Annotated in this window: 17 protein-coding genes; 8 read left to right on the forward strand and 9 right to left on the reverse strand. The window is 45.5% G+C overall.

Annotated features, from left to right (window positions below; all coding sequences use genetic code 11):
* Window positions 1–163: 163 nt before the first annotated feature.
* The 5 genes from WCW_RS08745 to WCW_RS08765 are packed head-to-tail and all read left to right on the forward strand — an operon-like array spanning window position 164 to window position 8,076.
* Window positions 164–1,405: a glycosyltransferase gene (locus WCW_RS08745; RefSeq protein ID WP_013182860.1), complete on the forward strand. Its 1,242-nt coding sequence runs from the start codon at window positions 164–166 to the stop codon at window positions 1,403–1,405.
* A gap of 34 nt (window positions 1,406–1,439) precedes the next feature.
* Complete coding sequence (locus tag WCW_RS08750; RefSeq protein ID WP_013182861.1) at window positions 1,440–2,762, forward strand: nucleotide sugar dehydrogenase; 1,323 nt, start codon at window positions 1,440–1,442, stop codon at window positions 2,760–2,762.
* 15 nt (window positions 2,763–2,777) lie between these two features.
* Window positions 2,778–3,872 carry a DegT/DnrJ/EryC1/StrS family aminotransferase gene (locus WCW_RS08755; RefSeq protein WP_013182862.1) on the forward strand — a complete coding sequence of 365 codons (1,095 nt, stop codon included), beginning with the start codon at window positions 2,778–2,780 and terminating at the stop codon, window positions 3,870–3,872.
* Between the two features lie 9 nt (window positions 3,873–3,881).
* Window positions 3,882–5,510, forward strand: coding sequence for a Gfo/Idh/MocA family oxidoreductase (locus tag WCW_RS08760; protein ID WP_013182863.1), 1,629 nt, complete (start codon window positions 3,882–3,884; stop codon window positions 5,508–5,510).
* Window positions 5,470–8,076 (forward strand): DEAD/DEAH box helicase, encoded by a 2,607-nt coding sequence (locus WCW_RS08765; protein ID WP_013182864.1) that lies wholly within the window; start codon window positions 5,470–5,472, stop codon window positions 8,074–8,076. The genes WCW_RS08760 and WCW_RS08765 overlap by 41 nt, the downstream gene beginning before the upstream one ends.
* Here WCW_RS08765 and WCW_RS08770 read toward each other — a convergent pair.
* The 3 genes from WCW_RS08770 to WCW_RS08780 are packed head-to-tail and all read right to left on the reverse strand — an operon-like array spanning window position 8,033 to window position 13,688.
* Window positions 8,033–9,469, reverse strand: a complete 1,437-nt coding sequence (locus WCW_RS08770) for an efflux transporter outer membrane subunit (RefSeq protein WP_013182865.1) — start codon at window positions 9,467–9,469, stop codon at window positions 8,033–8,035. The genes WCW_RS08765 and WCW_RS08770 overlap by 44 nt on opposite strands.
* A complete protein-coding gene (locus tag WCW_RS08775; RefSeq protein ID WP_013182866.1) occupies window positions 9,459–12,578 on the reverse strand; it encodes an efflux RND transporter permease subunit in 3,120 nt (1,039 codons plus the stop codon). Before WCW_RS08775 ends, WCW_RS08770 begins: the two co-directional genes overlap by 11 nt.
* The gene (locus tag WCW_RS08780; protein ID WP_013182867.1) at window positions 12,579–13,688 is read right to left on the reverse strand and encodes an efflux RND transporter periplasmic adaptor subunit; all 1,110 of its coding nucleotides are present in this window, start codon (window positions 13,686–13,688) and stop codon (window positions 12,579–12,581) included. It abuts the gene before it with no gap.
* Between the two features lie 160 nt (window positions 13,689–13,848).
* Between WCW_RS08780 and WCW_RS08785 the strand changes: the two genes are divergently transcribed.
* Window positions 13,849–14,217 (forward strand): hypothetical protein, encoded by a 369-nt coding sequence (locus WCW_RS08785; protein WP_041941610.1) that lies wholly within the window; start codon window positions 13,849–13,851, stop codon window positions 14,215–14,217.
* A 41-nt stretch (window positions 14,218–14,258) separates the two neighbouring features.
* On the opposite strand, the gene WCW_RS10195 is transcribed toward WCW_RS08785, so the two are convergent.
* Genes WCW_RS10195 through WCW_RS08810 form a run of 5 tightly spaced genes read right to left on the reverse strand, consistent with a single transcriptional unit; the run spans window position 14,259 to window position 22,111 of the window.
* A complete protein-coding gene (locus WCW_RS10195) occupies window positions 14,259–15,092 on the reverse strand; it encodes a DUF1186 domain-containing protein (RefSeq protein ID WP_013182870.1) in 834 nt (277 codons plus the stop codon).
* A 5-nt stretch (window positions 15,093–15,097) separates the two neighbouring features.
* On the reverse strand, window positions 15,098–15,658 hold the full coding sequence (locus tag WCW_RS08795; protein ID WP_013182871.1) for a hypothetical protein: 561 nt from the start codon (window positions 15,656–15,658) through the stop codon (window positions 15,098–15,100).
* A 13-nt stretch (window positions 15,659–15,671) separates the two neighbouring features.
* A complete protein-coding gene (locus WCW_RS08800) occupies window positions 15,672–16,223 on the reverse strand; it encodes a hypothetical protein (protein ID WP_013182872.1) in 552 nt (183 codons plus the stop codon).
* Window positions 16,220–21,445 carry an RHS repeat domain-containing protein gene (locus tag WCW_RS08805; RefSeq protein WP_013182873.1) on the reverse strand — a complete coding sequence of 1,742 codons (5,226 nt, stop codon included), beginning with the start codon at window positions 21,443–21,445 and terminating at the stop codon, window positions 16,220–16,222. The genes WCW_RS08800 and WCW_RS08805 overlap by 4 nt, the downstream gene beginning before the upstream one ends.
* A 42-nt stretch (window positions 21,446–21,487) precedes the next feature.
* Window positions 21,488–22,111 carry an HAD-IB family hydrolase gene (locus WCW_RS08810; protein ID WP_013182874.1) on the reverse strand — a complete coding sequence of 208 codons (624 nt, stop codon included), beginning with the start codon at window positions 22,109–22,111 and terminating at the stop codon, window positions 21,488–21,490.
* 35 nt (window positions 22,112–22,146) lie between these two features.
* Here WCW_RS08810 and WCW_RS08815 point away from each other — a divergent pair, with 35 nt between their 5' ends.
* Both WCW_RS08815 and WCW_RS08820 read left to right on the forward strand, forming a co-directional pair.
* Window positions 22,147–23,100 carry an NAD-dependent epimerase/dehydratase family protein gene (locus tag WCW_RS08815; RefSeq protein WP_013182875.1) on the forward strand — a complete coding sequence of 318 codons (954 nt, stop codon included), beginning with the start codon at window positions 22,147–22,149 and terminating at the stop codon, window positions 23,098–23,100.
* Between the two features lie 46 nt (window positions 23,101–23,146).
* Window positions 23,147–24,196, forward strand: a complete 1,050-nt coding sequence (locus WCW_RS08820) for a protein-tyrosine phosphatase family protein (RefSeq protein ID WP_013182876.1) — start codon at window positions 23,147–23,149, stop codon at window positions 24,194–24,196.
* Here WCW_RS08820 and rlmD read toward each other — a convergent pair.
* Window positions 24,174–25,538 carry a 23S rRNA (uracil(1939)-C(5))-methyltransferase RlmD gene (gene rlmD / locus WCW_RS08825; RefSeq protein ID WP_227738810.1) on the reverse strand — a complete coding sequence of 455 codons (1,365 nt, stop codon included), beginning with the start codon at window positions 25,536–25,538 and terminating at the stop codon, window positions 24,174–24,176. The two genes, WCW_RS08820 and rlmD, sit on opposite strands and share 23 nt — an antisense overlap.
* Window positions 25,539–25,552 lie beyond the last annotated feature (14 nt).

A 25,552-nucleotide genomic window follows, 5' to 3' on the forward strand; every position in this document is an offset into this window, starting at 1 on the left:
GGTTTACTCCATACACTCTAGCGAAAATCATCGTTGAATCTGGGCTAATTATGGAGGACATGCACTTCGTTGAAGGGTGCCTTTCCCGGAAATCTTTCTTTAAAAATTTTCTATTAAAAAGAAAACCGCTTTTCTGCGATACAATTGTAGCTATAGCATCTCTATGAAAAAATTGGTAATGCTCACATCCTTTTTCCCTTTTGCTCATGGAGAGGAGTTCTTAGAAACAGAGATCGAATATTTAACCAAATACTTCGATCAAATACATATCTTTCCAAAAAATTTCGACAAAAACAGACGTCCTTTACCTCCCAAAGTTCAAATTTCTCATTTATTTTTTTCTAATAAAATCTTAAAAAAATTCACAATTTTAAGAAAAAGTTTATTTTCTTCTATGTTTTGGATAGAGTTTTTCAACCATCCTTTCAACTACATTAAATGGAAGCCTCTAAAACATTTAATTTTCATGACCGGAGAATCGAAGAAAAATCTCAATAAATTTTCCTCTTATATTCAGAAAAACGGTCTCGAAGAGGCCCTTTTTTACAGCTATTGGTGCGATCACTCCCCTCTTATTCTCATGCTATTAAAAAAAAAACATCCTAAAATTACGATCATTTCAAGAGCGCACGGAGGAGATCTTTATCACGAACGCATGCCTGCCGGCACAAAGTTTTTAAGGCAACGTCTTCTTTCAAATCTTGATTATGTCTTCACAATTTCGAACCATGGGCGTGATTATCTGCTTTCAAATTACACATTAAAGAGCAGTAAAATCATCGTTTCCCGGCTTGGGGTAAACCCTTCAAAAAAGAAAACTTCTCCATCATCCACAGAAGAATTCTTTTCTGTCGTCAGCTGTTCTTTCCTAACTCCTGTTAAACGCATTAATCTCCTTATCAAAGCTCTTGCTATTGTTGCAAAACGACTGCCCGAAGTAAAATTTAACTGGTCTCATCTAGGCGACGGTCCCTTGAGAAATGAACTCGAACAACATGCGAAAGAATCTTTTCCCTCTAATGTCTCTTTCTGTTTTTACGGTTATATAAAAAACAAAAAAATTACCGAATTTTACTATAAAAATTCAATCGATTTATTTATTAATTTAAGTGTATCGGAAGGTCTGCCAGTTTCCATGATGGAAGCTCAAAGTTGCGGCCTCCCCATCTTAGCGACAAATGTTGGAGGCGTTAGTGAAATCGTCAATTCTTCAAACGGGTATTTACTGCCAAAAGAAATAACCCCTGAAGTCATTGCCGATAAAATGATTTCCATAAAAAGCAACACCAAGGAGCTTAATCAAAAAAAAATTAGCGCTTATCATCATTGGGAACAACATTTCAATGCCCTTAAAAACTATGAATCTTTTGCTCAGAAAATTTCAAGATTGAGAAGTCAATCTTGAAATCCATCCTTTCATTTGGTAAAATTTTTCCATCATGTCTCTTGCCATTGAACATCAACCGTTAACCGTTGAACGAATCAAGTCCAAACAGCTGACGCTGGGAGTGGTTGGTCTGGGATATGTCGGCTTGCCCCTGTGTTTAACTTTTGCCGAAACAGGTGTTCCTGTCATCGGATTTGATATCGACTTGCATAAAATAGAAACGATCAACAACGGTGAAAGCTACATTAAACACATCAGCAGCCAAAGACTTGACAAGCTGCTGCAGCAGCAACTTTTCTCAGCAACCTCCAATTTCGAACAAATCAGCAACTGTGACGCAGTTCTGATTTGCGTACCGACCCCTTTGAATGCACACTTAGAACCCGATCTTTGCTATATTAAAAATACAGTCCAAACACTTGCGCCATTTCTCAAACCCCAAACGATTATTTCCTTAGAAAGTACGACTTGGCCGGGGACAACGGAAGAATTCGTAAAGCCTATTATTGAAAAATACAGTCCGCATGAAATCGGAAAAGATTTATACATCTGCTTTAGTCCTGAGAGGGAAGATCCCGGAAATACATTTCACACCACTCGAACGATTCCCAAAATTGTTGGTGCTGTCGATCATAAAAGTCTTGCTTTAGCAACAGCGCTCTACGAACTTTCAATAGATCAAGTCATTCCTGTAAGCAGTACGCAAGTTGCTGAGCTTGCAAAGCTTCTTGAAAATATTTTTCGCAGTGTCAACATTGCTCTTGTCAATGAACTCAAAATAATCTGCGACAGCATGGGAATCAACGTATGGGAAGTGATCGAGGCAGCAGGAACTAAACCATTCGGATTCATGAAATTCCAACCAGGCCCAGGGTTAGGAGGACACTGCATCCCTGTTGATCCTTTCTATTTAAGCTGGAAAGCGAAACAGTATGGAGTTTCCACCCGTTTTATCGAGTTAGCAGGCCAAATCAATCGATCCATGCCGGACTTTGTCGTCGGCAAAGTGCAAGACTGCCTGAACCACTTTGGAAAAGCAGTAAATGGATCTAAAATCATGATACTTGGGCTAGCATACAAACCAGATATCGACGACATGCGGGAAAGTCCGAGCCTTGAGCTGATGGAAAAGCTAGAAAAAAAAGGAGCATGCGTGGACTACCACGACCCCTTGCTCCCAAGTATTGGAACAACTAGAAAATATGGCAATTTAACAAATAAGCAACACAAGGAACTCTCAAAAGGCTACGATTGTTTTCTGCTTGCAACCGCACACTCCTTCTTTTCTGCAGACAACATTTTATCCTACAACACACCGGTGGTCGATACGCGGAACTTTCTACCGCGGAGCTCGCCCCTTGTTTTTCCTTCGTGAAGCAAACGAGGTCACATGCAATTTATCGATTTAAAAAAACAATATCAGTTATATAAAAAAGCCATCTTCCAGGAAATCGAAAAAGTTTTGGAAAGCGGCCATTTCATTCTTGGCCCGCAAGTTAAGGAAATCGAACAAATACTTGCAGATTATGTCGGCATCAAACACTGTCTCGCTGTTTCCAGTGGAACGGATTCTCTTCAGATCGCTCTGATGGCATTGAATATCGGCCCCGGCGATGAAGTGATCACTGTTCCTTTTACATTCATCTCCAGTGCTGAAGTGATCTCTCTGGTCGGTGCGACCCCTGTCTTTGTCGACATCGAGCCGGATACTTACAATATCGATATCGAAAAATTGGAAGCGGCCATTACCCCTCGAACAAAAGCAATCATCCCCGTTTCCCTATTCGGACAAATGCCTGATTTTACTCGAATTAACGCAATTGGGGAAAAGCACGGTATTCCAGTGATCGAAGATGCCGCGCAAAGCTTTGGAGCCACTCAGAATGGGAAAAAAAGCTGCAGTCTGACAACCATTTCCTCAACTAGCTTCTTCCCTGCAAAGCCTCTGGGATGCTACGGGGATGGAGGAGCGCTTTTCACCAACGATGATGCTCTTGCAGAAACCATGCTTGCCATCCACACACATGGCAGTACAGTCAGAAACCACCACCCGCTGATCGGCATAAACGGCAGGTTTGACACACTTCAGGCGGCAGTCCTCTTAGCAAAATTTCCCCATTTTCCAGACGAAGTGAAAGCACGGGAGCAGATCGGAGCCCGCTACACCGAATTATTGGGAAAATGTTGTCAAACGCCTAAGATACAGCCAGGCAACACCCACGTGTATGCCCAATACACAATACGCGTTCCCAACCGGGAAAAGGTGCAAGAAAAGCTGCAGGAAAAAGGAATACCGACAGCTGTCTATTATCCTGTCTGTTTGCATGAACAGCCTGTTTACAAAATCCTTGGATACGAAAAAGGGAGCTTTCCTAATGCTGAAAAGGCAGCAAACGAGGTCTTAAGCTTACCAATGCACCCTTGGCTAACAGAAGAAGAGCAAAATCATATCGTTAACACTGTAAAACAAGTACTAATGGCGTGAGGTTTAGAAATGAATGGATTGAGAAACATTGCCGTGGTCGGCGGAGGCCGTTGGGGAAGAAATCTCATTAGAAATTTTTTCGAAATTGGAGCTCTCCATACAATATGCGACATGAATGAAGCGCTTCTGGATTCTTATCTGGAAAAATACCCGAACATTAATACCACAACGAATTTCAACTCCATACTGGAAAATCCCCTGCTATCGCGCATCGTCATCGCCGCACCAGCCATTCAGCACTATGCATTAGCCAAAAAAGCTCTTTTGGCCGGAAAAGACGTGTACGTTGAAAAACCTCTATGCTTGGACTGCGGAGAAGCAAGAGAGCTCATCGATCTTGCTCAAAAAAGCGGGCGGATCCTAATGATTGGGCACCTCTTGCAGTACCACCCCTACGTGCTCAAGCTGCAAGAGCTCGTTTCAACAGGGGAGCTGGGAAGACTCCAATATATCGTCTCAAACCGACTTAATTTAGGCGCTGTACGCACAGAAGAGAACTCTCTTTGGAATTTTGCGCCCCATGACGTTTCCGTCATCCTTTCCCTATGCGGAAATCAAATGCCTGAATCTGTCAGATGCCTTGGGGGGGATTTTGTCTCGCAAGGAGTAGCTGACAAAGCGCTTATGACATTGCGTTTTAACGGAGGAATCCGCTCACACATTTATGTCAGCTGGCTTAATCCCTATAAAGAACAAAAGTTAATCCTCACAGGATCGCATGGAATGGCAGTTTTCGATGACACAAAGCCATGGGAAAAGAAATTAGTCTTCTATCGCACTCAGATCAAGTGGAACAATGGAATCATTCCTCAAATAGAATCGGAAAGCTCTGAACCGATTATTGTTCCTCCAGCTGAACCTTTAAAAGAAGAGTGCCGCCACTTCATCAAATGCTGCGATGAACGGATTCGGCCTAAAACAGATGGCGAAGAGGCTCTCAGAGTATTGAAAGTGCTGCAAGCCGCTCAGAAAAGCATGGATGCGGAGGGAACTGAAAAAAAGCCTGAAGACTTCCAAAAAGCATACCATGCGCATTCAACAGCAGAAATCGATCCAAAATCTTCTATAGGGAAAGGAACAAAAATTTGGCACTTTTCCCACTTGATGGCCGATTCCATCGTAGGCGAAGGGTGCAATATCGGACAAAACGTCGTCATCTCTCCAAATGTCCGGCTCGGACGCAATGTCAAAGTGCAAAATAATGTCAGTATTTACAGCGGCGTGACTTGCGAGGATGATGTTTTCTTAGGCCCCAGCATGGTCTTTACTAATGTCCTCAATCCGCGAAGTGAAATCAGCCGTCGGGATCAGTACAGCAAAACTTTGGTGCGAAAAGGGACAACCATTGGCGCCAATGCCACCATTCTCTGCGGCATCGAACTTGGAGCCTACTCCTTTATCGGAGCTGGAGCTGTCGTGACTAAAAACGTCAAACCTTTTGCCCTCATCACAGGCAATCCAGGCAAGCAGACGGGATGGATGAGCCGACATGGGGAAAAACTCAATTTGCCTCTACAGGCACCAAAAGGAAAAACCTTAACAGCAACGTGTCCAGCTACCGGCGAAGTCTATCAGCTTAACGGAGATACCCTTGAACATGACCTATTATCTCGAATCGGAACAATCCTTACATCATGATGCTCTAGTCGTCCGTGTAGAAGGGAATCCCGATCCGGATCTGTTGAAATCGCTCAAAATAGAAGAGCGCCGCCATCAACTTAAAAACCCCGGGAATTCTGAGAAAAACCTTTTCCACATCTCTGCCAAAAGCGCAAACTCTCTCTTAAAGGCAATGGCAGCAAGCGGGCAGCTAAAACATGGCAATAAAAACATCGTCTGCGATTTCTACGGAAAAAACACGCTCACATTCCTTATCGATGACGGCCTGATCATCGGACAGGTGCAAACGCGCAACTCCCTCATTGACATCAGCGACTCTCCATTTATCGGACGCGGCTCTCCCCACTGTTTTTTAGACGGCATTACCCTCCGCTTTCTCACAACCGATCTCCCATGGAAAATTCTAAAGAAACTCTATACGCAAACCCCTCCCCCAACCCTTGAAGAGGTGGAAGCGTGTGTGATCGAAAACGACCCCGATACCCCAAATATCGAATACATTTCAAGAAACGCCTCAGAACCGCTTCCTCTGCTCAAACTTAAAGATGCATCAGGCGCCTTTGCAGAACTTTGGCTCGACGATGGAACCTGCGGCCGCGGTTCAGAGTGGGAAAAAGACCTGTTGGAAACAGGATTTACAAGGCGATTAGATGAGGGAGTTGCAAAAATCCACTCCAGTGGAAAATCGATGATTTTAGGTCCCATTACAAGGTCCGGTTGTTCCGAGCCGTTTTGCTCTGACGGAGGTCTGCCCAATAGGGCAGGCGAGGAGGAGCAAATGGAAGGGGGCATAAAAGGGCGATTTTACACAGCGAAGAATTTTGCAACTCCCTCATATCTCTATTTTTGCCCGCTTGACCAGGTGCAAAGCTCCCTTTCTTTTTTACTGGAGCTGGGATGGACCATTCAGGATTGCGAGGGAAGAAATATTAAGCTGGCCGGAAAACTGAATTTAGATGTTCAACAATCAACAGACAGCATCATTATTAAAGGATCCATTCCCTATGGAGATGAAGAGGCCAACATTGCAAGCATTGCGGGGCAAACAGCACTTTTTGTTCCTCTTTCGAAAAACACAGTCGGTTTGATTCCTCTGTCAAACGAAATTAAAAACCTTGCCCGGGAAGGAGAATTGGTCGCTGAAGGAATTAAGATAAGAAAGACGCAAGCCATGAGCTTTGAGCCCTTGCTAAAACCGTTTGGCCTAAATCTGTTTCAACCGCATCAACCGGTTAAAATCGGCGGCCGCTTTCATGGAACTTTGCGTCCCTATCAGCAGGCCGGAGTGGAGTGGCTCTCATTTCTCAAACAAAACGGCTTCCACGGCATCCTGGCAGATGATATGGGTCTGGGAAAAACCATCCAAATTCTCGCCTATTTGACCACAGAAACAGGAGGAAAACCCTCGCTTTGCGTCATGCCAACCTCGCTCCTATATAACTGGAAAAAAGAAGCTGAAACCTTTTTCCCTGAATTACTCGTGACTCTTCATCACGGCCCTGAACGCTCCAAAAAGACCTTGCCCAAAGAGGGATTGATCTTAACCTCTTACGGAACACTTCTTCGAGACAAAGACCTTTTCAAAGCCTCCGCTTTCCAGTGCATCTTCCTGGATGAAGCGCAAGTGATCAAAAACCGCCGCACACAGCAGTTTCAAACCGCATGCGAACTTGAAGCGGTTTTTCGCTGCTGCATCACAGGGACGCCTGTAGAAAACCGAACAGAAGAGCTATTCACCCACTTCCACTTTCTTATGCCCGATCTTTTGAAAGGCTGCGATCCCAAAGAAACCTCCCGGATTAAAAAGAAAACAGGCCCTTTCATCTTGCGCAGGCGAAAAGAGGAGGTTGCCTCAGACCTTCCGGAAAAGATCGAGCAAAATGTCTGGATCTCCATGCCTGAAAATCAACGGACAATGTACGACCAGTTTGCAGCAAGCGCACAGCAGAGTTTGATTCAAAAAATCAAGCTTGACGGAGCGGGCAAACACCGGATGGAGATTTTTGAAACACTGCTAAGGCTCAGACAAATTTGCTGCCATCCTTATTTGGTTAACGGCCAGGAAGGAACAAGCGGAAAATTGGAAGCATTGATCGCAGATATGGAAACAATCAAGGAAGAAGGGAAAAAAGCGCTTATTTTCAGCCAGTTCACTTCGATGTTATCGATCATCAAAAAATCGTGCAGCAAAGAGGGGTGGAAATTCTGCTATCTCGACGGTCAAACAAAAGAGCGCAAAGAGCAAGTCGACCATTTTCAAACCGATCCGGAAATCCCCTTTTTCCTAATCAGTTTAAAAGCGGGCGGCGTCGGACTCAACTTGACCGCTGCGGATTATGTCTTGCTTTTCGATCCTTGGTGGAATCCAGCTGTGGAAAGGCAAGCGATTGACCGCGCTCATAGAATTGGCCGCAAAGACACTGTGATCGCTAAACGCTACCTTTGCTTAGACAGCATCGAGGAGAAAATGCTGCATCTCAATACGGCAAAACAGCATTTGGCCGATCAATTATTGGATGAGACATCTGATCATCAAATCCTTACGGAAGATGATTTTCTATTTCTTCTGGAAAGCACTCAGTAAGAGGATCAGCAACATAGATCCATCCTCCGCCCAATGATCGATAAAGGGCCACTAACGCCTGAAATAGGTTTGCATACACTTCCGAATACTCCAGCTGCACGTTAAATAAGGAACGTTCAGCATCCAGTACCTCAAGATAGCTGGCATATCCCTCGTCATAGCGAAGCCGAGCCAGACGGGCATACACCTGCAGCGACTCGACCTGTTTGCGCTGCTCTTCCTCTTGCTCCCGCCTTTTTTGAAAGACAATCAGAGAATCGTTGACGTCTTGAAAAGCTTCCAAAATCCTTTGCCGATAGGTAGCCAACAACTGATTTCTGAAAGCCTCCGCTGCCTTTACCTCTCCGGAAATCCTTCCGGCTGTAAAAATCGGCATCGTGATCGGAACGCCATAATTCCAAAGACTCGTCCCAGCTGTAAAAAGAGAGCTTAGTTCATTGCTCGATGTTCCATAGGCCCCCGTCAAAGAGATTGAAGGAAAATATGCCGCTCTCGCAACAGCAATTCTAGCTGTCGCAGCTGCCAATTCCTGTTCCGCAGCTCTGAGATCCGGACGCTGCAAAAGCAGATGGGAGGGAATTTCAGAAGGGATTTCAGGCAAGGTTAATGTATGCAGTGTTTTACCCCTTGGAATCGGCCCAGGATTTCTCCCAAGGAGCACAGAAATCGCGTTTTCCTGCCTTTCAATCCTCTGCTCAAAATCGGGAATGGTCGCCAATGCTTCCCTGTATTGCGACTCGATCTGACTAAGGTCAATTTCAGAAATCACTCCGGCAGCAAACCGCTTTTGAAACAATTCTAAGGTTTTCCCCCGACTTTTTGCCGTCTCAATCGCAATCTCTAGCTGTCTGTCCAAGCGGAGCAGATTGATATACGCTAAAGCAACTGAAGAAACTAGCGTTTGCACAACAACCAAGCGATTTTCTTCAGCTGCGAGGAGATCGCGGCAAGCAGCCTCCGTTGCGCGGCGCAATTTACCCCAAACATCGATCTCCCACGACCCGTTCAACATCAGCTGATAAAGGTCGTTAGGATTCTTCATTCCAGGAAGCAGAGGAGCCGGGCCTAAACTGAGCTTTTGCCGGCTATACTCAGCGCTTCCACCTATTTGAGGGTATAAGTTCGATCTTGTCACGCGATAAAGCCCTAGAAACTCTTCAACGCGGTACTTAGCTGCAATCAGATCTTGATTTCCTTCCAAAGAGTTGCCGATTAGCTGCACAAGCACATCATCATCAAATTGGTACCACCAATCGGCGTTAATGGAGCCGCGAACATCCTCAAGCGAGACCCTCCAATACTCCGGATTATCCACATAAGGCGGAGTATAGTGGGGACCCAACGTGCAGCCTGCCATAGAGAGTAGTAAGACCAGCCATCCTTTACTCCTCATCCGACTTCTCCTTATGATCACCGCTGATCTTCTGCAATAACAAATAGAACAACGGAATAAAGAAAATCGCGATGACGGTTGCTCCCAGCATTCCTCCAATCACCCCGGTTCCGATGCTGTGGCGGCTGTTGGCAGAGGCGCCTGTTGCCATTGCCAAAGGAACGCAGCCTAGGATAAAAGAAAACGCCGTCATGCAAATAGGCCTCAATCGAAGTTTGGCAGCAATCAACGCTGACTCATAGGCGGAAAACCCCTCCTCATATTTCTGCATGGCAAACTCAACAATTAAAATCGCATTTTTGGCTGCCAACGCAATCAACGCAACCATTCCAATCTGAAAATACACATCATTACTGATTCCCCTCAGCCAAATGGCCAAAAGCGCTCCGAATAAAGCGAAAGGAAGAGCCAGAATCACAGCAAATGGCATCGACCACCTTTCATATTGAGCTGCCAAAATCAAAAAGACCATTACCATGCCGAAAATAAATGCAACAGCTGAAGTCCCACCCGATTTTTTCTCTTCAAATGCCTGGCCGGACCATGCAAATCCGTAGCCGGGAGGAAAAACTTCTCTGGCTACTTCTTCCATCGCATTTAAAGCCTGCCCTGAACTGTAGCCGGGAGCTGGATTCCCATTAATTTTTGCTGCAGGAAAATTATTAAAGCGCGTCACAATGTCCGGGCCTGCGACATACTCCATTGAGACAAGAGAGGAGAGCGGCACCATGTCGTTGTTTTTGTTGCGGACATAGACTTGATTAATATCTTCCGGCACTGTTCGATATGATGACTCCGCCTGCACGATCACCTGCCACAAACGGCTGAATTTACTGAATTGACTCACATAAATGGAACCGAACAGAGTTTGCAAAGTATCATAGACCTCCTGCACCGGAACTCCATAAACCTCAGCCCTCTCCCTGTCTAGATTGACAAACAGCTGCTGTGAATCAGTATTAATCGTCGCGGTCAAATTCCCAAGCTCAGGTCGTTCACCAGCCTTTTCGACCACCTTATTGATCACTTCACCTAGCTGTTGATAGGTTCCCGTTCCTTGACTCTGCACCCAAAACTCGAAACCACCCACGCTGCCTAGGCCTGGAATAGGAGGAGGATTGATCGGAAAAGCCACCCCCTCTCTGATCTGCATCATTTTCGCTCCTGTTGCCCGCATGATATGCTCTGCCTGCAGATCCGGACTTTTCCTTTTTTCGTAATCATCCAACGCGACAAAGGCAACCCCAGTATTTGTTTTTAATTGACCATCCAACAAACTATAGCCATTACCCGTTGCCACATCACTAACCCCAGGCTGATCCAAAAAGATTTTTTCCACCTGTCTTCCCACTTCTGCCGTTCGATCAAGGCTGGATGCATCGGGGAGCATGTACACGCTAAGCAAATATCCCTGGTCTTCTTCAGGCACAAAACTTGTGGATATCGTCGCGAACATCCACCATGAACTGATGATCGCTACAATGAAAACCCCGGCTGAAATCAATTTATTGTTAAGAAAAAATTCCACAAGGGATGCATATTTTTCATTAATCCAATCAAATTTCCTATCGAACCACTGGAAAAATCCTTTTTTCTTCATGTCAGGGGTTAACAAAATGACGGTCAGAGCCGGAGACAAAGTCAAAGCAACAATCGATGAAAATCCAACAGAAATTGCAATTGTAATCGCAAACTGCTTATAAAGCTCTCCTGTCACTCCTCCCATAAATCCGACAGGAATGAACACTGCAAGGACAACAAGAGTGGTTGCGATTACAGGTCCAGTCACCTCCACCATGGCGCGCCTCGCCGCTTCTCGCGGAGAGAGTTTGAACGCCGCCATATTTCTTTCCACGTTTTCCATCACGACGATGGCATCGTCAACAACCACTCCGATAGCCAGGATCAGGCCAAAAAGCGTCAGCATATTAATGGAAAATCCCATGAGGATCATTCCAATGAACGCACCTAATATAGAAATAGGAACAGCGACTAGAGGAATCAGGGTCGCACGGATCGTTCCCAAAAAGATCAAAACAACCAATGTCACTAAAACAGCAGCTTCAAAAAATGTCCTGACCACTTCGTGAATAGACGCTCTCACAAATTGCGTCGTGTCCATGGAAATTTTATAATCAATGCCATCGGGAAAATCTTTTTTCATCTCTTTGAGAAGCGAAGTCACAGCTTCAGAAACTTCCAAGGCATTCGATCCAGGCTGCTGATAGACAGCAATCAGTGTTGCTGGCATTTTGTTGAGATGCGTTGTCACATTGTAGTCTTTTGACCCCAATTCCGCTCTACCGATATCTTTGAGCTTGACAATGGCAGCCCCTTCCGATCCGGCACGAAGAATGATCTCTTCAAACTCCTGAGGTGTTGTCAACCTTCCTTGAGTTGTTACAGGGAAAGTCATCACAACCTCATCCATATTAGGAGGCTGCCCGACTCTTCCCGCGGCAAACTGTTCATTCTGCGCCTGAACAGCTCTGATAATGTCCTGCGAAGTGATTCCCAGCTGTGCCATCCGATCCGGTTTGACCCACAGTCTCATAGCATAATCGGGCACTCCGATGACAGAAGCTTGGTTTGCCCCAGGAATTCGTTTGATCGCATCAAGAATATATAAATTGGCATAGTTGCCGACATACGTGTTGTCATACCGCCCATCGGGAGAGAACACCGCAATGATCATCATAAAACTCGTCGAAACCTTTTTGACCGAGACCCCCTGCCGTGTGACAATTTCAGGAAGCTGCGGCAAAGCAAGGTTTACTCGATTTTGCACATCGACTTGTGCAAGGTCTGGATCCCGCGACAGATCGAAAAACACATTAAGCGTCATATTTCCGGTAGAAGAGCAGGAGGAATACATATAAAGCATATCATCGGCGCCGTTCACCTGCTGCTCTATCGGGGCTGCGACGTTATTAGAGACCACTTCTGCGCTTGCACCGGGATAAGCTGTCGTCACCTGAACCTGGCGCGGCGTGATCTCCGGATATTGCGCAATCGGCAAGTTCACCATTGCCATGAAACCTGCAAGCACAATCACAATGGAGATCACGGAAGATAGAATGGGCCTGTCGATAAAAAAATGAGAAAACATCTATGAACCCATATTTACTTTAATCGGCTTTTCCGGATTCAATTTCATGAGATTGTCAATAATCACAAGATCGCCGGGCTGAAGGCCCTGTTCGATAAACCAGTTATTTCCTTGCCAAGGCCCCACTTCAACGCTTCTGACTTGTGGATGATTGTCTTTACCCACCACCCAAACAAAGTGCCCTTTGGAGCCTTGCACAACAGCTTTCTGAGGAACTAAAATGGCATTCGGCCTTTTTGCGCCATGCAGGTTGACTCTGACAAATTGTCCCGGCCTCATATTCCCTTCAGGGTTCTTTAACTCCGCACGGATGAGAAATGTTCCGGTATTCGGATCAATATTCGGTTCTGAAAACGTAATGGTTCCCCAATAGGGATGGGAGGTGCCATTTGCCAAGATGACCTCCACTTCAAACTTCATCTCTTCCGGAGGGATAATCGTTCCGGAAGCTACGTCCTGATTGAATTGCAGTGCCTGATTTTCAGAGATGCTGAAGTTAATCCAAATCGGATCCAGTTGTGCAACATACGTTAACAGGCTGTCCTGTCCTGTAGGAATGTAGCTTCCCACCTGTTTATCCGTCTTACTGGCCAACCCTTTCAATGGCGAATAGATGGTGGCGTAGCCTAGATTAAGCTGTGCTTCATCCACTGTCCCTGCAGCTGCTAATACAGCCGCTTGGGCAGCTTTTTCCGATCCGATCGCATCGTCTAAATCCTTTTTACTCACAGCATCTTGTTCCGCCAAGGGGCGTATCCTTTTCAAATTGGCGCTTGCAGTGTCTAACCGCGCTTGCTGCAGTGCAAGCTCCCCTTTTGCCTTCTGCAGGGCAGCTTCGTAGGGTTTTTTATCCAATTCAAATAGGATCTGCCCTTTTTCCACCATTTCTCCTTCTTCGTAGGCAAGTTTATCTAAAAAACCATCTACGCGTGCGCGAATCTCTACCTGCAAAGAACTTTTCGCTTGTCCCACGAATTGGTAGACAACAGGAGCATCGACCGTTTCGATCGTCATGACATTGACATCCACTGGCGGGGGGTGCCGAGGCTGAACATTGCCGCTTCCGCAGGAAGAAAGGAGGGCAAAAACGGGGAGAATCCACTTATTCATCACAATAAACCTAAAAATGACCTAAAGTTAGCAGCTTAATTGATTATTTTTTTGAATGCACGTACGAGCTGCAAGATCAGTGATTTAAATAAATTATTTTACAAAAAAATCGAAATCGCTGTAAATGGAGAAACGAAGAAATTATTAAGGAGGAGAAGAGATGGTGCGGACACTATTGCTTGCTGCGCTCTGCGCATTTTCGCTGCCCTTGGCTGCTGAGTCTTTGGCTGGAACTTATGGAATTACGGGTTTTGATCCGAGTTCGGGAGAGCCTTACCAAGGGAAGGCGAAAATCACAGGGGAAGGGGATGTTTATCAGATGACCAGGAACATTCCTTCGGAGAAGAAAGTGTATATTGGAACAGGAATTCGGCAGGGAGACATTGTTTCATTTGTGCTGATTGACCAGAGAGCGCCTAATTCTCCAAGCGTTCAGATATACAAGATTGAGGATGACACTTTGTCAGGAAAGTGGGTTCATTTAGGACGGACGAAGAAAGGTTCGGAAACGCTTAAAAAGATCAATTAGAGTAATTTGCTGCCCTCCTCGGCGGAGGGCAGATTTTTATTTCATACGATTCTGAGGCAGCAGTGTTTAAATTTTTTCCCGCTGCAGCATGGGCAAAGGTCGTTGCGTTTTACTTTTTCAGCGGATTCGCTTTTAAAGTTTCGCAGCCAAGACATCGATTGCTCGGCAGTAGAAACCAGTTGCTCGAAATGTTGCTTGCCATATTCTTCTGTCTGAAAGTTTTCTTCAAAAAATTCTCTATCAAGAATAGAAGTATCTATTAACTGACGATCGAATGCGATCCTGACTTCATTACCAAGCCTTTCTAATTTTAAATCGCTTGCAGTACTGGCGAAAGCTGTAGTTATGATAACATCCTGATTTTCAATTGCTTGGTGCAATATAGGCAATAAGTGATTTTCCAGCGTCAAACTGTCGATCAACCCTGCATGCGTTTGTATTTCAATTGCAGACATCGCTGCCAGGCGGGCAAATTCATAAAGCTCCCTATCTTTGAAAATTGCGAGCAGCTCCTCATATCTTCCCATAGCAACGCTGGCGATGGCAGAGGCGAACCCTTCGGTGAGATGATCGCCTAGTAAAAATTCAAGAGTATCTTCTTTTAGGAAAAGCAGTCGAAGCATTGGTTCGTAGGCTTCTTCGGCCCTAAATTCAGCCAATAGATAGAGGGCATAAATATGTCCCATATAAGGGTCAGGAAGCTCAACTCCGCAATCTACAGCGTATTCTATCCGCTTGATAAGCTCTGGGATCATTTCTTTGCGCACTTCTTTTGCTAAGCGAAGAGGTTTAATCGGGAAAAAATTATTAAAATTTTCCGTAGCTCGCAAAACATATTGTACTAGTTCTGCTTTATCCTGTGTCATGCCTATCATATTTTTTATCCATTATTTATTTTGTGATTCTGGCTCTCGACAATGCGTCTCGCCTCTTCTATGGTTTCCATCTCTCGCTGCTTGTCTTTTACAGCATTGCCAAGCTCTTTCAGGTAAAAATCGTAATAAATTTTTTCATTATAAATTGATACAGAGTCAATATCAGGAAAAAAGATCCTTTCCCCTCTTTTCTTTTCATTCACAAAAATATTGATCACGATGTGGTTACTGTCAAAGGGATGGACCGTTAAATATTTCCGAAACGCTTGCGTGTTGTTAATTTTATCTAAAAATTCATCCATAATTTTTAAGATCAGCCTCCGTCCCTCATCTTTGGAAAGTCTCCTGTAAGTATGAAAGTCCATTCCTAAGTTATCATACTTACCATCGGGTGCTGCTTCCGAAATCCCACTAAGCCGCAGCCCATACAGCTCCTCGTAGGGATCGGTCAATTCATCCACCATTTCGTACGCCATTTTCCGTTTTTCCGACATCTTTCCTCCATAAGCTGAGCAGGAAGCGAGAAACATGAGCGCTACTAACAACACAACAGTCATTTTATCCATTGTCTATGTAATCTCAACTGTGATTTTGGCTCTCGACAATGCGCCTTGCCTCTTCTATGGTTTCCACCTCTCGCTGCTTGCCTTTTACAGCATTACCAAACTCTTCCAAGTAATATCCGTAATAAATGTTTTCATTAAAAATAGAAAAAGATTGGTAATTTGGGAAAAAAATTTCTTCTCCTTTTTCCTTCTCATTCACAAAAATATTGATCACAATATGGTTGCTGTCAAAGGGATGGACCGTTAAATATTTCCGAAACGCTTGCGTGTTGTTAATCTTATCTAAAAATTCATCCATGATTGTTAAGATCAGCCGCCTCCCTTCATCTTTGGAAAGTCTCCTGTAAGTATGAAAGTCCATTCCTAAGTTATCATACTTACCATCGGGTGCTGCTTCCGAAATCCCACTAAGCCGCAGCCCATACAACTCCTCGTAAGGATCGGTCAGTTCATCCACCATTTCGTACGCCATTCTACTGCTTTCAGATATCTTCCATCCATAAGCTGAGCAGGAAGCGAGAAACACAAGCGCTACTAACAACACAACAGTCATTTTATCCATCATCTATAATCTCCATGATTTTTACGTATCCAATACATTCTTTCCTCTATTTCTTTTTGATAAGTCGGACTCGACACGGCGTGGTCGAAAAAGGGAGCATCGGGATGCGGATCCAGCTCCACAGTCGTATGCCTGTTTCTCATCCTCCCCACAACGTCAATCCACGGCACAAAATCCCGCTTGCTCACGTAGTGCATCACCGACCCGCAGAATTTTTTATCAATATACGCAGCCGGAGCAACGGCTACGACGTGAATCCGCTTCCTTAGCTCTTCATCATAAGTGCTAAGCGCATTCCGTGTCAAAATCGCCCCCTGGCTATGGCAAACCATAATGATGATCCCATCCTCGGGGCAGTTCGCAAAAAAATGATCCCATTCCTTGTGCAAAAGCTGCGCCGGGCGGGTCACAATCCCCAAAAGATTGAGAAAACTCTCAATTAGGTCAAACACGCCATGGGAAGCATTATAGACAAATGAGGACGTGCAGCCGCCTGCCAGCTCCGACATCCGGCCGCAAAGATCTTCCGATTCCTCATAAGAATTGAAGATCCCATTCACTGTCATCACATGCACAGAGCCATACACATCATTTTTGGCAGATGTTGATTTTGATTGGTGGTCAAGCGAGGGGTGCGTGTTAAAATTAACCTGAATATTTCCCCGCTCATCCGCAGAAACATCGACATTCTCAACTAGAGCTTTAAAGATTGCTCTAAATGTATCCTTCAAGAATTTGACGATCTCATTAAAAAATAACCCCTCCGAGTCGATGTACATGGTCGGATTGTTGCGCACATAGCAGTAGAGGTTCGTTCCATTGACAAACCACATGGGATCAGGCGTTGTCCAACGCCCCATCTCTGCATCGTAGTAGCGCGCTCCAAAATAGACCCAGCCTGTCTCGGCATCCACACGCTTGCTGCTAAACCGCCAAGGATTGAGCGGAACTTTAGACTGGCTCGATACGGTCTCCACGCCAAAGGCGTCAAAACGGTAGCTTTCAACCACTTCTGCAGTGACTGCATCGACAAGCATGGAAACGTTGCCGCGATAATCGTGCAAAGGCAGATACGCTCTTCCTAAAAACTCCATCAGGACTGCAGCGCCAACATCTCCCTTAACTCCGACTCCCATGACGCGCAAGCTCTCGAGTTCTCCATGCTCGCCAATTGTGCCGATCTCCTTATCCCCCTGATAGAGATATTTCTCAGAAGAGATCTCTACCCACTGCTCTTCCTGAAGGGTAAAGCGGGTTTTTGACAATCTGCGGTGAAAGGGATCATAGGTGTAGGTTGTGCGGAAACTTTCTGTTAATGCCTCTGTTAATCTCCCAAAAGCATCATAGACATACGATTCTTCGTTTTTCGCAATCAGGTTGCCGTCGGCATCATAGCGATAGGTGTTTTCCCCCTGTTTAAGAAGCTGATTGAGTGCGTTATGCGTATTGTCCACTCCATCGCAGGCGACGCGGTTGCCCAGGGAATCGAAGGTGTACTGATGGCTGTTGTCGGAAATGAGCTGATTCATGGCATCGTATTGATAGCTGTAGCTTTCGCTTCCTAAATCATCGGTATAATCGACTGCTTCGACATTGCCGATTGCGTCATAGGCCATTTCCATTTTGAGATATTGTGATTCGATGAGGCTGGGGCGCAGCGACTGATCATAGGCATAATGGATCTCTCCTAAACGTTGCACCATTTGAGAGGATAAGCGCTTGCCGTGGCTGCCGTAATTATCCTTGTGCACATATCTTCCCCTGCGAATCTCTCTGAGATACCCGGCATCATAGGAGTAGCTGATCGAAGAGCTGTCCGGCAAAGTCACTTCTGTGAGCCGGCTTAATGGATCGTAGGCATATTCCAATGTGCTTCCATGAGCGAGCGTTTCCGAGACGATATTGCCGAATATGTCGTAGATGCGCGTTGTTCGGGACTGCGAGATGAGGTCTTCCACCTCAAGGATATTGTTGTTCCTGTCATAGGTGTAAGCATAAGAGATGGCGCCGTCGCTTGTCTTAAGCGATGACAGGCGCCCCAAGGGGTCATAAGCGTGATTCACGATCACTTGGCTTGGTTTGATGATCTCTTCCACTTCTCCAAAGGCTGTGTAAGTACGGCGGGTAATTTTTTGCTCGGGCTCCCCTTTTGCTTCGATGACTGTCATTTCTCTGTCTCTTGAATCGTATTCAAATGCTGTGGTGTGAATGCGCAAAATCTCCCCTGAGACAATCACGCTTTCTTTTTGCAAGAGGGGCTTGCCTATCTGATTGTAGAGATACTCGGTTTTCTGCACGGTTTCCGCATAGGTATTCTTTCTCTCCTGAACGGCGGGCCTGCCTCGTGCATCGAAGACTGTGAATGTGACATTTCCCCTGGGGTCGATCTCGGTGACTGCGGCAACTGTCTGCCCAAAGGTGTTGAGATAATTGTTGTCGTAGTGAAAAAGTGTTTCAAAGCCCTCCGCGGTCACTGTTCTTACTGGCTGAGAAGAGGAGTTGTAATCGGTAGACAAGGGGCAATGGCCGCCGATGATTTCACGCGTGCGGTTTCCCCAGGCATCGTAGGCATACTGCTTCAATAAAAAGAGGTTTCCGCTTTCATCGATGATCTTCTCTTCGACTACTTGATCTAAGAGGTTGTATTCCAAAACGGTGATCCGATAGGTGTGATCGCTGCACTTCTCCCACTTTTCTTTCTCTCGGCCAAGGGTGTCGTAGAAGATCAGGGTTTCGGCATCGCCTTTTCTTTTGGCTGTGAGCTGCCCTGCTCCATTATAGGTGTAGGTGGTCGCATTTCCTTCGGGATCGATCTCTTCAAGGAGATCAAAGGCGCTGTATTTCCACTCTCTTATCGACAGCAGTTCCCCTTCCCGGGAGATTTTTTCCTCTTTGATTTTCCTGGACTTGTAATCGTAGGCAAATTGTGTTTTGGTCCCTTGCGCATCGGTTGTCATCTTAAGAGAGCCGTCTTTGTTGTAAAGAACATGCTCGACTGTTTTGTCGGGATATTCGATCCGATAAGGCTTTCCATAAGCGGTGGTAAGGATACGGGTGATTTTCCCGTCGGGGTCTTCTCTGGAAGAGAGGTGGTTTAAGACGTTGTAGGTGTAGCGCTCAACTCCTGTAGAAAGCTTTCCGGAGCCGTCTTCGACAGGGGGAAGGGTTTTGGCAATTAATCGGTCGTAAGGGTCGTAGGTGTAGAGGGTCTCGTGTCCGCAGGGGTCGACCTCCTTGATTTTGTTTCCTTTTAAATCGTAAGCATACGATTTGACAAATGACCTGCCGTCATCATGCAGCTCTTCTTCTTTGATGAGGCGGTTGGAAAAGTCATAGGTGTAAAGGATTTGATACTCAAAATGGGGAAAACTTTTGCGGATGCAGTTGCCGTTTGCATCGTAGCTGCATGTTGTCACTCTTCCTGCGCGGTCGATCTCCTCTGTGATTAATTCGTAATCGTTGTATTTCCACGATTCGGAATAGAGATAGGTATTCTCGGTATCGTAGTAATCCTTTTTTACGATGAGTCTTCGGGAAGAGTAGTGGTTAACGACACGGCTGAGCTGTTTTTCGGCGCCTGTTTGAAGATCGAGATAGGAGTATGCCTCCTCGATCGGAACCCCTTTGGAAGAGAGTTTGATCCGCTTAAAGGTGCGCCTGGTAACGCCTGCAAGATCGTTGATGGAAGAAGAGGAGCCGTCATCAACGATTTCAAATGCTACCTCTCCGCAAGGATCATAAGCATAGTAATAACGCTCTTTGATTCCACCGGGATCGGAGACCATCTTCGTTTTAACCAGAGAGCTGTCGCCATAGTAGGTGTAGGTAATTCTTTGCTTAAAGTCTTCTCCTTCTCCCTGAAACGTCTCCGATTCGATGAGATTATTGGGATAATACGTATAGGTTTTGATGTACTTTTCACCCGATTCATCATCGATGTCTCTACACAATTTCCCCTGGCCTGATAAATTCCCATAGAACACTTCTTTAGAGACATTTCTTTTATTGTCGTCACAGAACTGTTTGCCGGCCCAGACATAACCTTTATCATCGACGATATAGTGGGATCGAAAATAGGTGGGATCCCAATGTTTATAACTGCCCCAGCGCAGCTCTTCTGAACGGTAAGGGGTTGTGTTGTCTGAACGGTAGTGGCAGATCGTGGTCAATCGATCTTCCTCGTTCCAGTGATAGGTGCTGCGATTCCCCCTTGCATCGATAACGTAGGTTTTTCGGTCGTCGTACACGAATGTGTACAAACGCTTCGGCTGCTCATCTGTGCCAATAGGAGCTTCTAAAGCCGAAACTTTTTTAGGCTTTTTCTTTTCCCCTCGATATGAAATGTTCAGATAGCGGTGATCGGGAAAGGATTTGGAGATTAATAAAGGACTCCAAGGGTCGCCTTCATGATCATATTGATAACTGACAGGGGGAGAAAAATTCGTCTCGACGCGATCAAGGCGGAAAAAATCTGATCGATGATACTCCACTGTTTTCCCTTCATCGCAAACGAGCTTGATGTTTCTTTCTTTGGAATTCTTGGCGATCACAACTTCTGTGATCAAAGCCCTCTTGGTGTCGTAAGACTGTATCCTATCGACATTGAACGAAGAATCGCCGTTATAAGCATAATAGTGGTGGCAGCCATTTCCGAAAGTGACATTGGTCAAAGAATAGTTGCTATCACCCTGTTTACGGCCGAAAAAAAGTATCTCAGCACCATGTTTCATCAGGGGACAGTTGTTTGAGATAATCATCCAGCTATTTCCTAAATTGACACGGCCGGAAAGCTTGGGAGGCGCTGTATTGGAAACTCCCCGTTTTAAAAAATCATAACGGACATGGTGCAACGCGTATTTTGAAGGATTGCTAAAAAAAACAGAGCTGTTCCGATAGTTAACATCAGCTATCCAAACTCTTTCCCTGCGATTCCAATGAAGAACAGATCCCCATACAGTCAGATCCCAACGCCCCCCTAAAAAGACTTTTCGATCAGATCCGCTGTTATAGTTTCTTTGGATGTGAATCGGACTGGCAGATCTGCTGAGGTAATCGGTTTCTGTTTCCACATAGTGGCCGGTGATCACGTTGACATTGCTGACAATTGCGCTGGGAGCTGTCTCAAAATCAATCAGGGAAGCGTACTTCTCCGGATCCATCTCTTGTAAGTCATCGGCATGCAAAGCAAACAGGGAAGCAATTAAAAGAAACAGAAAAAAGCGCATTTATCAACCTTTCAGGATTTAAAAGCGCTTGAGAGTACCTTATCAGGGATTTTTTGGAAACCAGCAAAAATAGGGATGATCAGCCGCTTTCATCATTTCCTTGTCTCCAATGGTATCTCCATAGGCATAGATCTCGTAATTTTCAAGCGGCCCCAAAACCTCCTCCAGCCGGTGCACTTTCTCCTCCCGCCTGCAATTTTTTCCGGCCAATTTTCCTGTTACGCACCCTTTGTGATCTACTTCCAGACGGGAAGAAAGCACCCGCTCGATCCCATTTTCCTTCGCCCACGGCTCCAGCCAAACATCAACCGAAGCGCTGACAATAAAGCAGCGATGCCCCTGCCTCTGATGCCAGCGCAAGCGGGCAAGCGCTTCCGGCCTAAATTTAACGAACTGACTCTTAACAAAGCTTTCGCCCATTTTCCTTACCTCATCCATCGGCCTGCCCTTAAAAAACTGCGTCAAGAGGGACTCTTTTGCTTCAGTGCGGGAAACCTTTCCCAAAAGATACCAAACCAACTTGGGAAGAATCGGAAGCGTCTTTCGGATAAAATCCCACCACCCGAACGTGTAGATGAGAAACTGAAAAAATGAATCGCGATAGGTGAGCGTCCCATCGAAATCAAAGGCGGCAACGCCTTTCTTAAGCTTTTGTTTTGACTCCAAGACAGAGATATCCTATTCTGAATTCACTTCACTATATGGAAAAATCTCTTTTAATCACAGGAGCCGCAGGATTTATCGGGTTCCATCTGGCAAGAGCCGCAAAAATGCGCGGCGACCGTGTTGTTGGCCTGGATAACTTCAACTCCTACTACGATCCAAAGCTCAAAGAGATGCGGGCACTTCTGCTCAAGCAGGAAGGGATTGAAGTCATCCACGGAGACATTTGCGATGAGGCGCTTCTTGAAAAGACCGCGAAAAGCCATGCAGTGACTCACATCGCCCACCTTGCCGCTCAAGCCGGCGTGCGCTATTCATTAGAAAACCCCAAAGCATACGTCAAATCGAATATTGAAGGCTTCCTTAACGTTTTGGAAGTGTGCCGCCGCCAAAATCTCAAACTTGTTTACGCTTCCTCCTCGTCCGTCTATGGCATGAATGAGAAAGTTCCCTTCTCTGAGATCGACAGGGTCGATCTGCAGGCAAGTCTATACGGTGCAACCAAGAAGTCCAACGAACTGTTTGCCGCCACCTACCACCATCTTTTCAACATTTCTGCCACAGGCCTCCGTTATTTTACCGTCTATGGTCCTTGGGGCAGACCCGATATGGCCTATTATTCCTTTACGCAAAAAATCCTAAACGGAGATCCGATTAAGGTTTTCAACCATGGCAAGATGCTGCGAGACTTCACTTACATCGACGATATTGTCCGTGGCACTCTCGCTGCCATCGACAAAGAGTGCGCCTGCGAAGTGTTTAACCTTGGCAACCACAGGCCGACAGAACTTAGAAAATTTATTGAAATCATTGAAAAAGCCGTAGGGAAAAAAGCGAAAATGGAATTTCTTCCCATGCAGCCCGGTGATGTACCAGCCACTTTCGCCGATATCTCCCATAGCCAAAAAAGCCTGGGTTTTGAACCGAAAACTTCTCTTGAAACAGGCATTCCTCTATTTGTAGAATGGTTCAATTTCTTTAAGAAAAATTAATAGTTTTATGTAATAATTTTCTCTAACAAACAAAAACATTTTTGATATGAAATCTACTTTTTCAATTTTATTTGATTCTGATCACATTTTCCACCCTTGGCAAAAGAAAAAAATAGACAGCCGCGATGAGCCGACAATATGTAGACGCATCCTTGGCATTATGCTGCTTGCCTTGAGCATTCCCTTTACATTAGGAATTGCGACAGGGCTTTACACCTACTGGGCCTATCGCAAAGTCACGCAGATCAAACAACAAAACCTCAATGATTTGCAAAAAAAGACGGAAGAACAAAAAGATGCCTCCATTGGATCTCAGAAAAATACAAACGAACCTTTGAAAATTTCTATAGATTTTGATGCAATAGAAACTGAAACAAATACACTTACATTCCAATATACCGATAAACCTTCAGGAAGATTCTCCAATATTCGATGTCCAGAACACACTGCATTGCAAATCAACGGCAAAGCCATCCACGCTAACTGGATTCAGATGCCTGACGGCAATACGTATCTATCAGCTCAAGCCCCCGTTCTTGAAGACTTTGAGAGTTTTTGGCAGGCCGCCTTTGAAAACAACTGTTTAATCGTCGATCTCACAACTTCTGAAGACAACCTCATGACCCGCTCAGATTTCACTATCGTCTATTACCACTCTGACAAAGGAAGAGAATCTCTTGAAGATTGCTCTGTGGAGCTCACAAAAACAGAACAGATCAAAGAGCATTTCACACTTTACACATACAAAGTGACAATTAAGGGAACGGGAAAGGAAGTTCAAAGGCTCCATTTCGATTCTTGGAAAGACTTCGACGGCGCCAGCATAGATACATTAAACCTGCTGGTCGACACCATTGATGAAAAGATGACGGACGGTAAAATCCCTTTAGTCCATTGCCGAGCAGGAGTTGGCCGCACAGGAACGCTTATCTCTGTCCTCACTCTCAGAAATCTGCAAAAGCAGGAGAAGATCACCCAGGGTAACGTCGATGAAACAGTCAAAGAAGTTGTGTTAACCGGACGGAAGTGCCGCGGACCCGGCTTTGTCCAAAGTGAAGAACAATTTAATGTCATTAAAGCTTCGTTGACAGTTTAACGACAGTCTCTACATGCGCCGTTTGAGGAAACATGTCAAAAGGGCAAGCGCCATCGATTTTATAACCCGATTCCTGAAGCATTGCAAGGTCACGCGCCAATGTCGCAGGGTCGCAGGAAACATAGATCAACCGAGTCGGGCGCATCTTGCCTATCGCTTTGATCATCTCAGGATGGCACCCTTTTCGAGGAGGATTTAAGACAACAAGGTCCATTCTCTCTGCGGATTGAATCCATTTTTCTGCCTCGGCACAGACAAACGAAACATTAGCAAGGCAATTGAGACTAGCGTTTCTTTCCGCGTCTGCAATCGCCTGCGGAACACATTCAACACCAACGACTCTGCCGGCTTTCCGCGCTAACAAAAGAGACAGCGTTCCCACTCCGCAATAAGCATCCAGAACCCTCTCCCCTCCTTTAAGCTCTGCCCAATCGATCACCTGACGATACAATTGCTCAGCTTGCGCCGGATTGACTTGGAAAAAAGAAGCAGGAGACACATAAAAACGGAGATCTAAAATCTCTTCTTCCATCCATCCTTGTCCGGATAACACTTCAAACGTTTTTCCCAAGACAACATTATGCAAATGGGGATTCACATTCTGGATCACACCCTTGACCTCAGGACATTGGCGCTGGATCTCTTCCGCCAAACGAGCTAAAGATTTTTTTTGATCTGTTCCGGTGACGATCACAACAAGAGCTTGCTCTGTTTTCACAGCTGTTTTAATGATTAAATGGCGCAGCTTTTCTTTGGAAATGCCAGAACTTTTGAGCAAAGCGACGCTTCTCTCATACACACGCTGTCCTAATGCGCAATGAATGTAGCACAGGTCGACATCGACTAAATGGTGGGAGTTGCGGGCATAAAAACCAATGCTTAATCCCTCTTTTTTCTGACGAATGGGCGCTTGCACCTTATTGCGATATTTCAAAGGCAAAGGCGAAGGGACGCAAGGGAGGACCTCCACATCCATTAACTTGCCGATCCGTTCAAAGGCATCGACCACCCTCTGCCTTTTCCTCTCTAGTTGAGACGAATAGTTCAAATGCATCACCTGGCAACCGCCGCAGCGCCCAAACAGAGGACAGACCGGATCAACCCTATCGGGAGACCGTTCAAGGATGCGAAGAAGTTTACCGACACCGTAAGTTTTCTTCACTGCAGTCAGCTCAACGAAAACTCTTTCCCCGGGAAGTGCACCATCGACAAAAAGGGTAAAGCCGTCGAGGTCTCCAACGCCCTCGCCATGAGTTCCTAGTGATCTAATTGAAATGTCAAATTTATCGCCAACGATTTTCATAAGGAAGAGATCATACAACTTCGGAATTTTGCTTTGCAAATATCTCCCGAAAA

Origin of the sequence: Waddlia chondrophila WSU 86-1044 (genome assembly GCF_000092785.1) — a bacterium.
Classification (GTDB): Bacteria; Chlamydiota; Chlamydiia; order Chlamydiales; family Waddliaceae; genus Waddlia; species Waddlia chondrophila.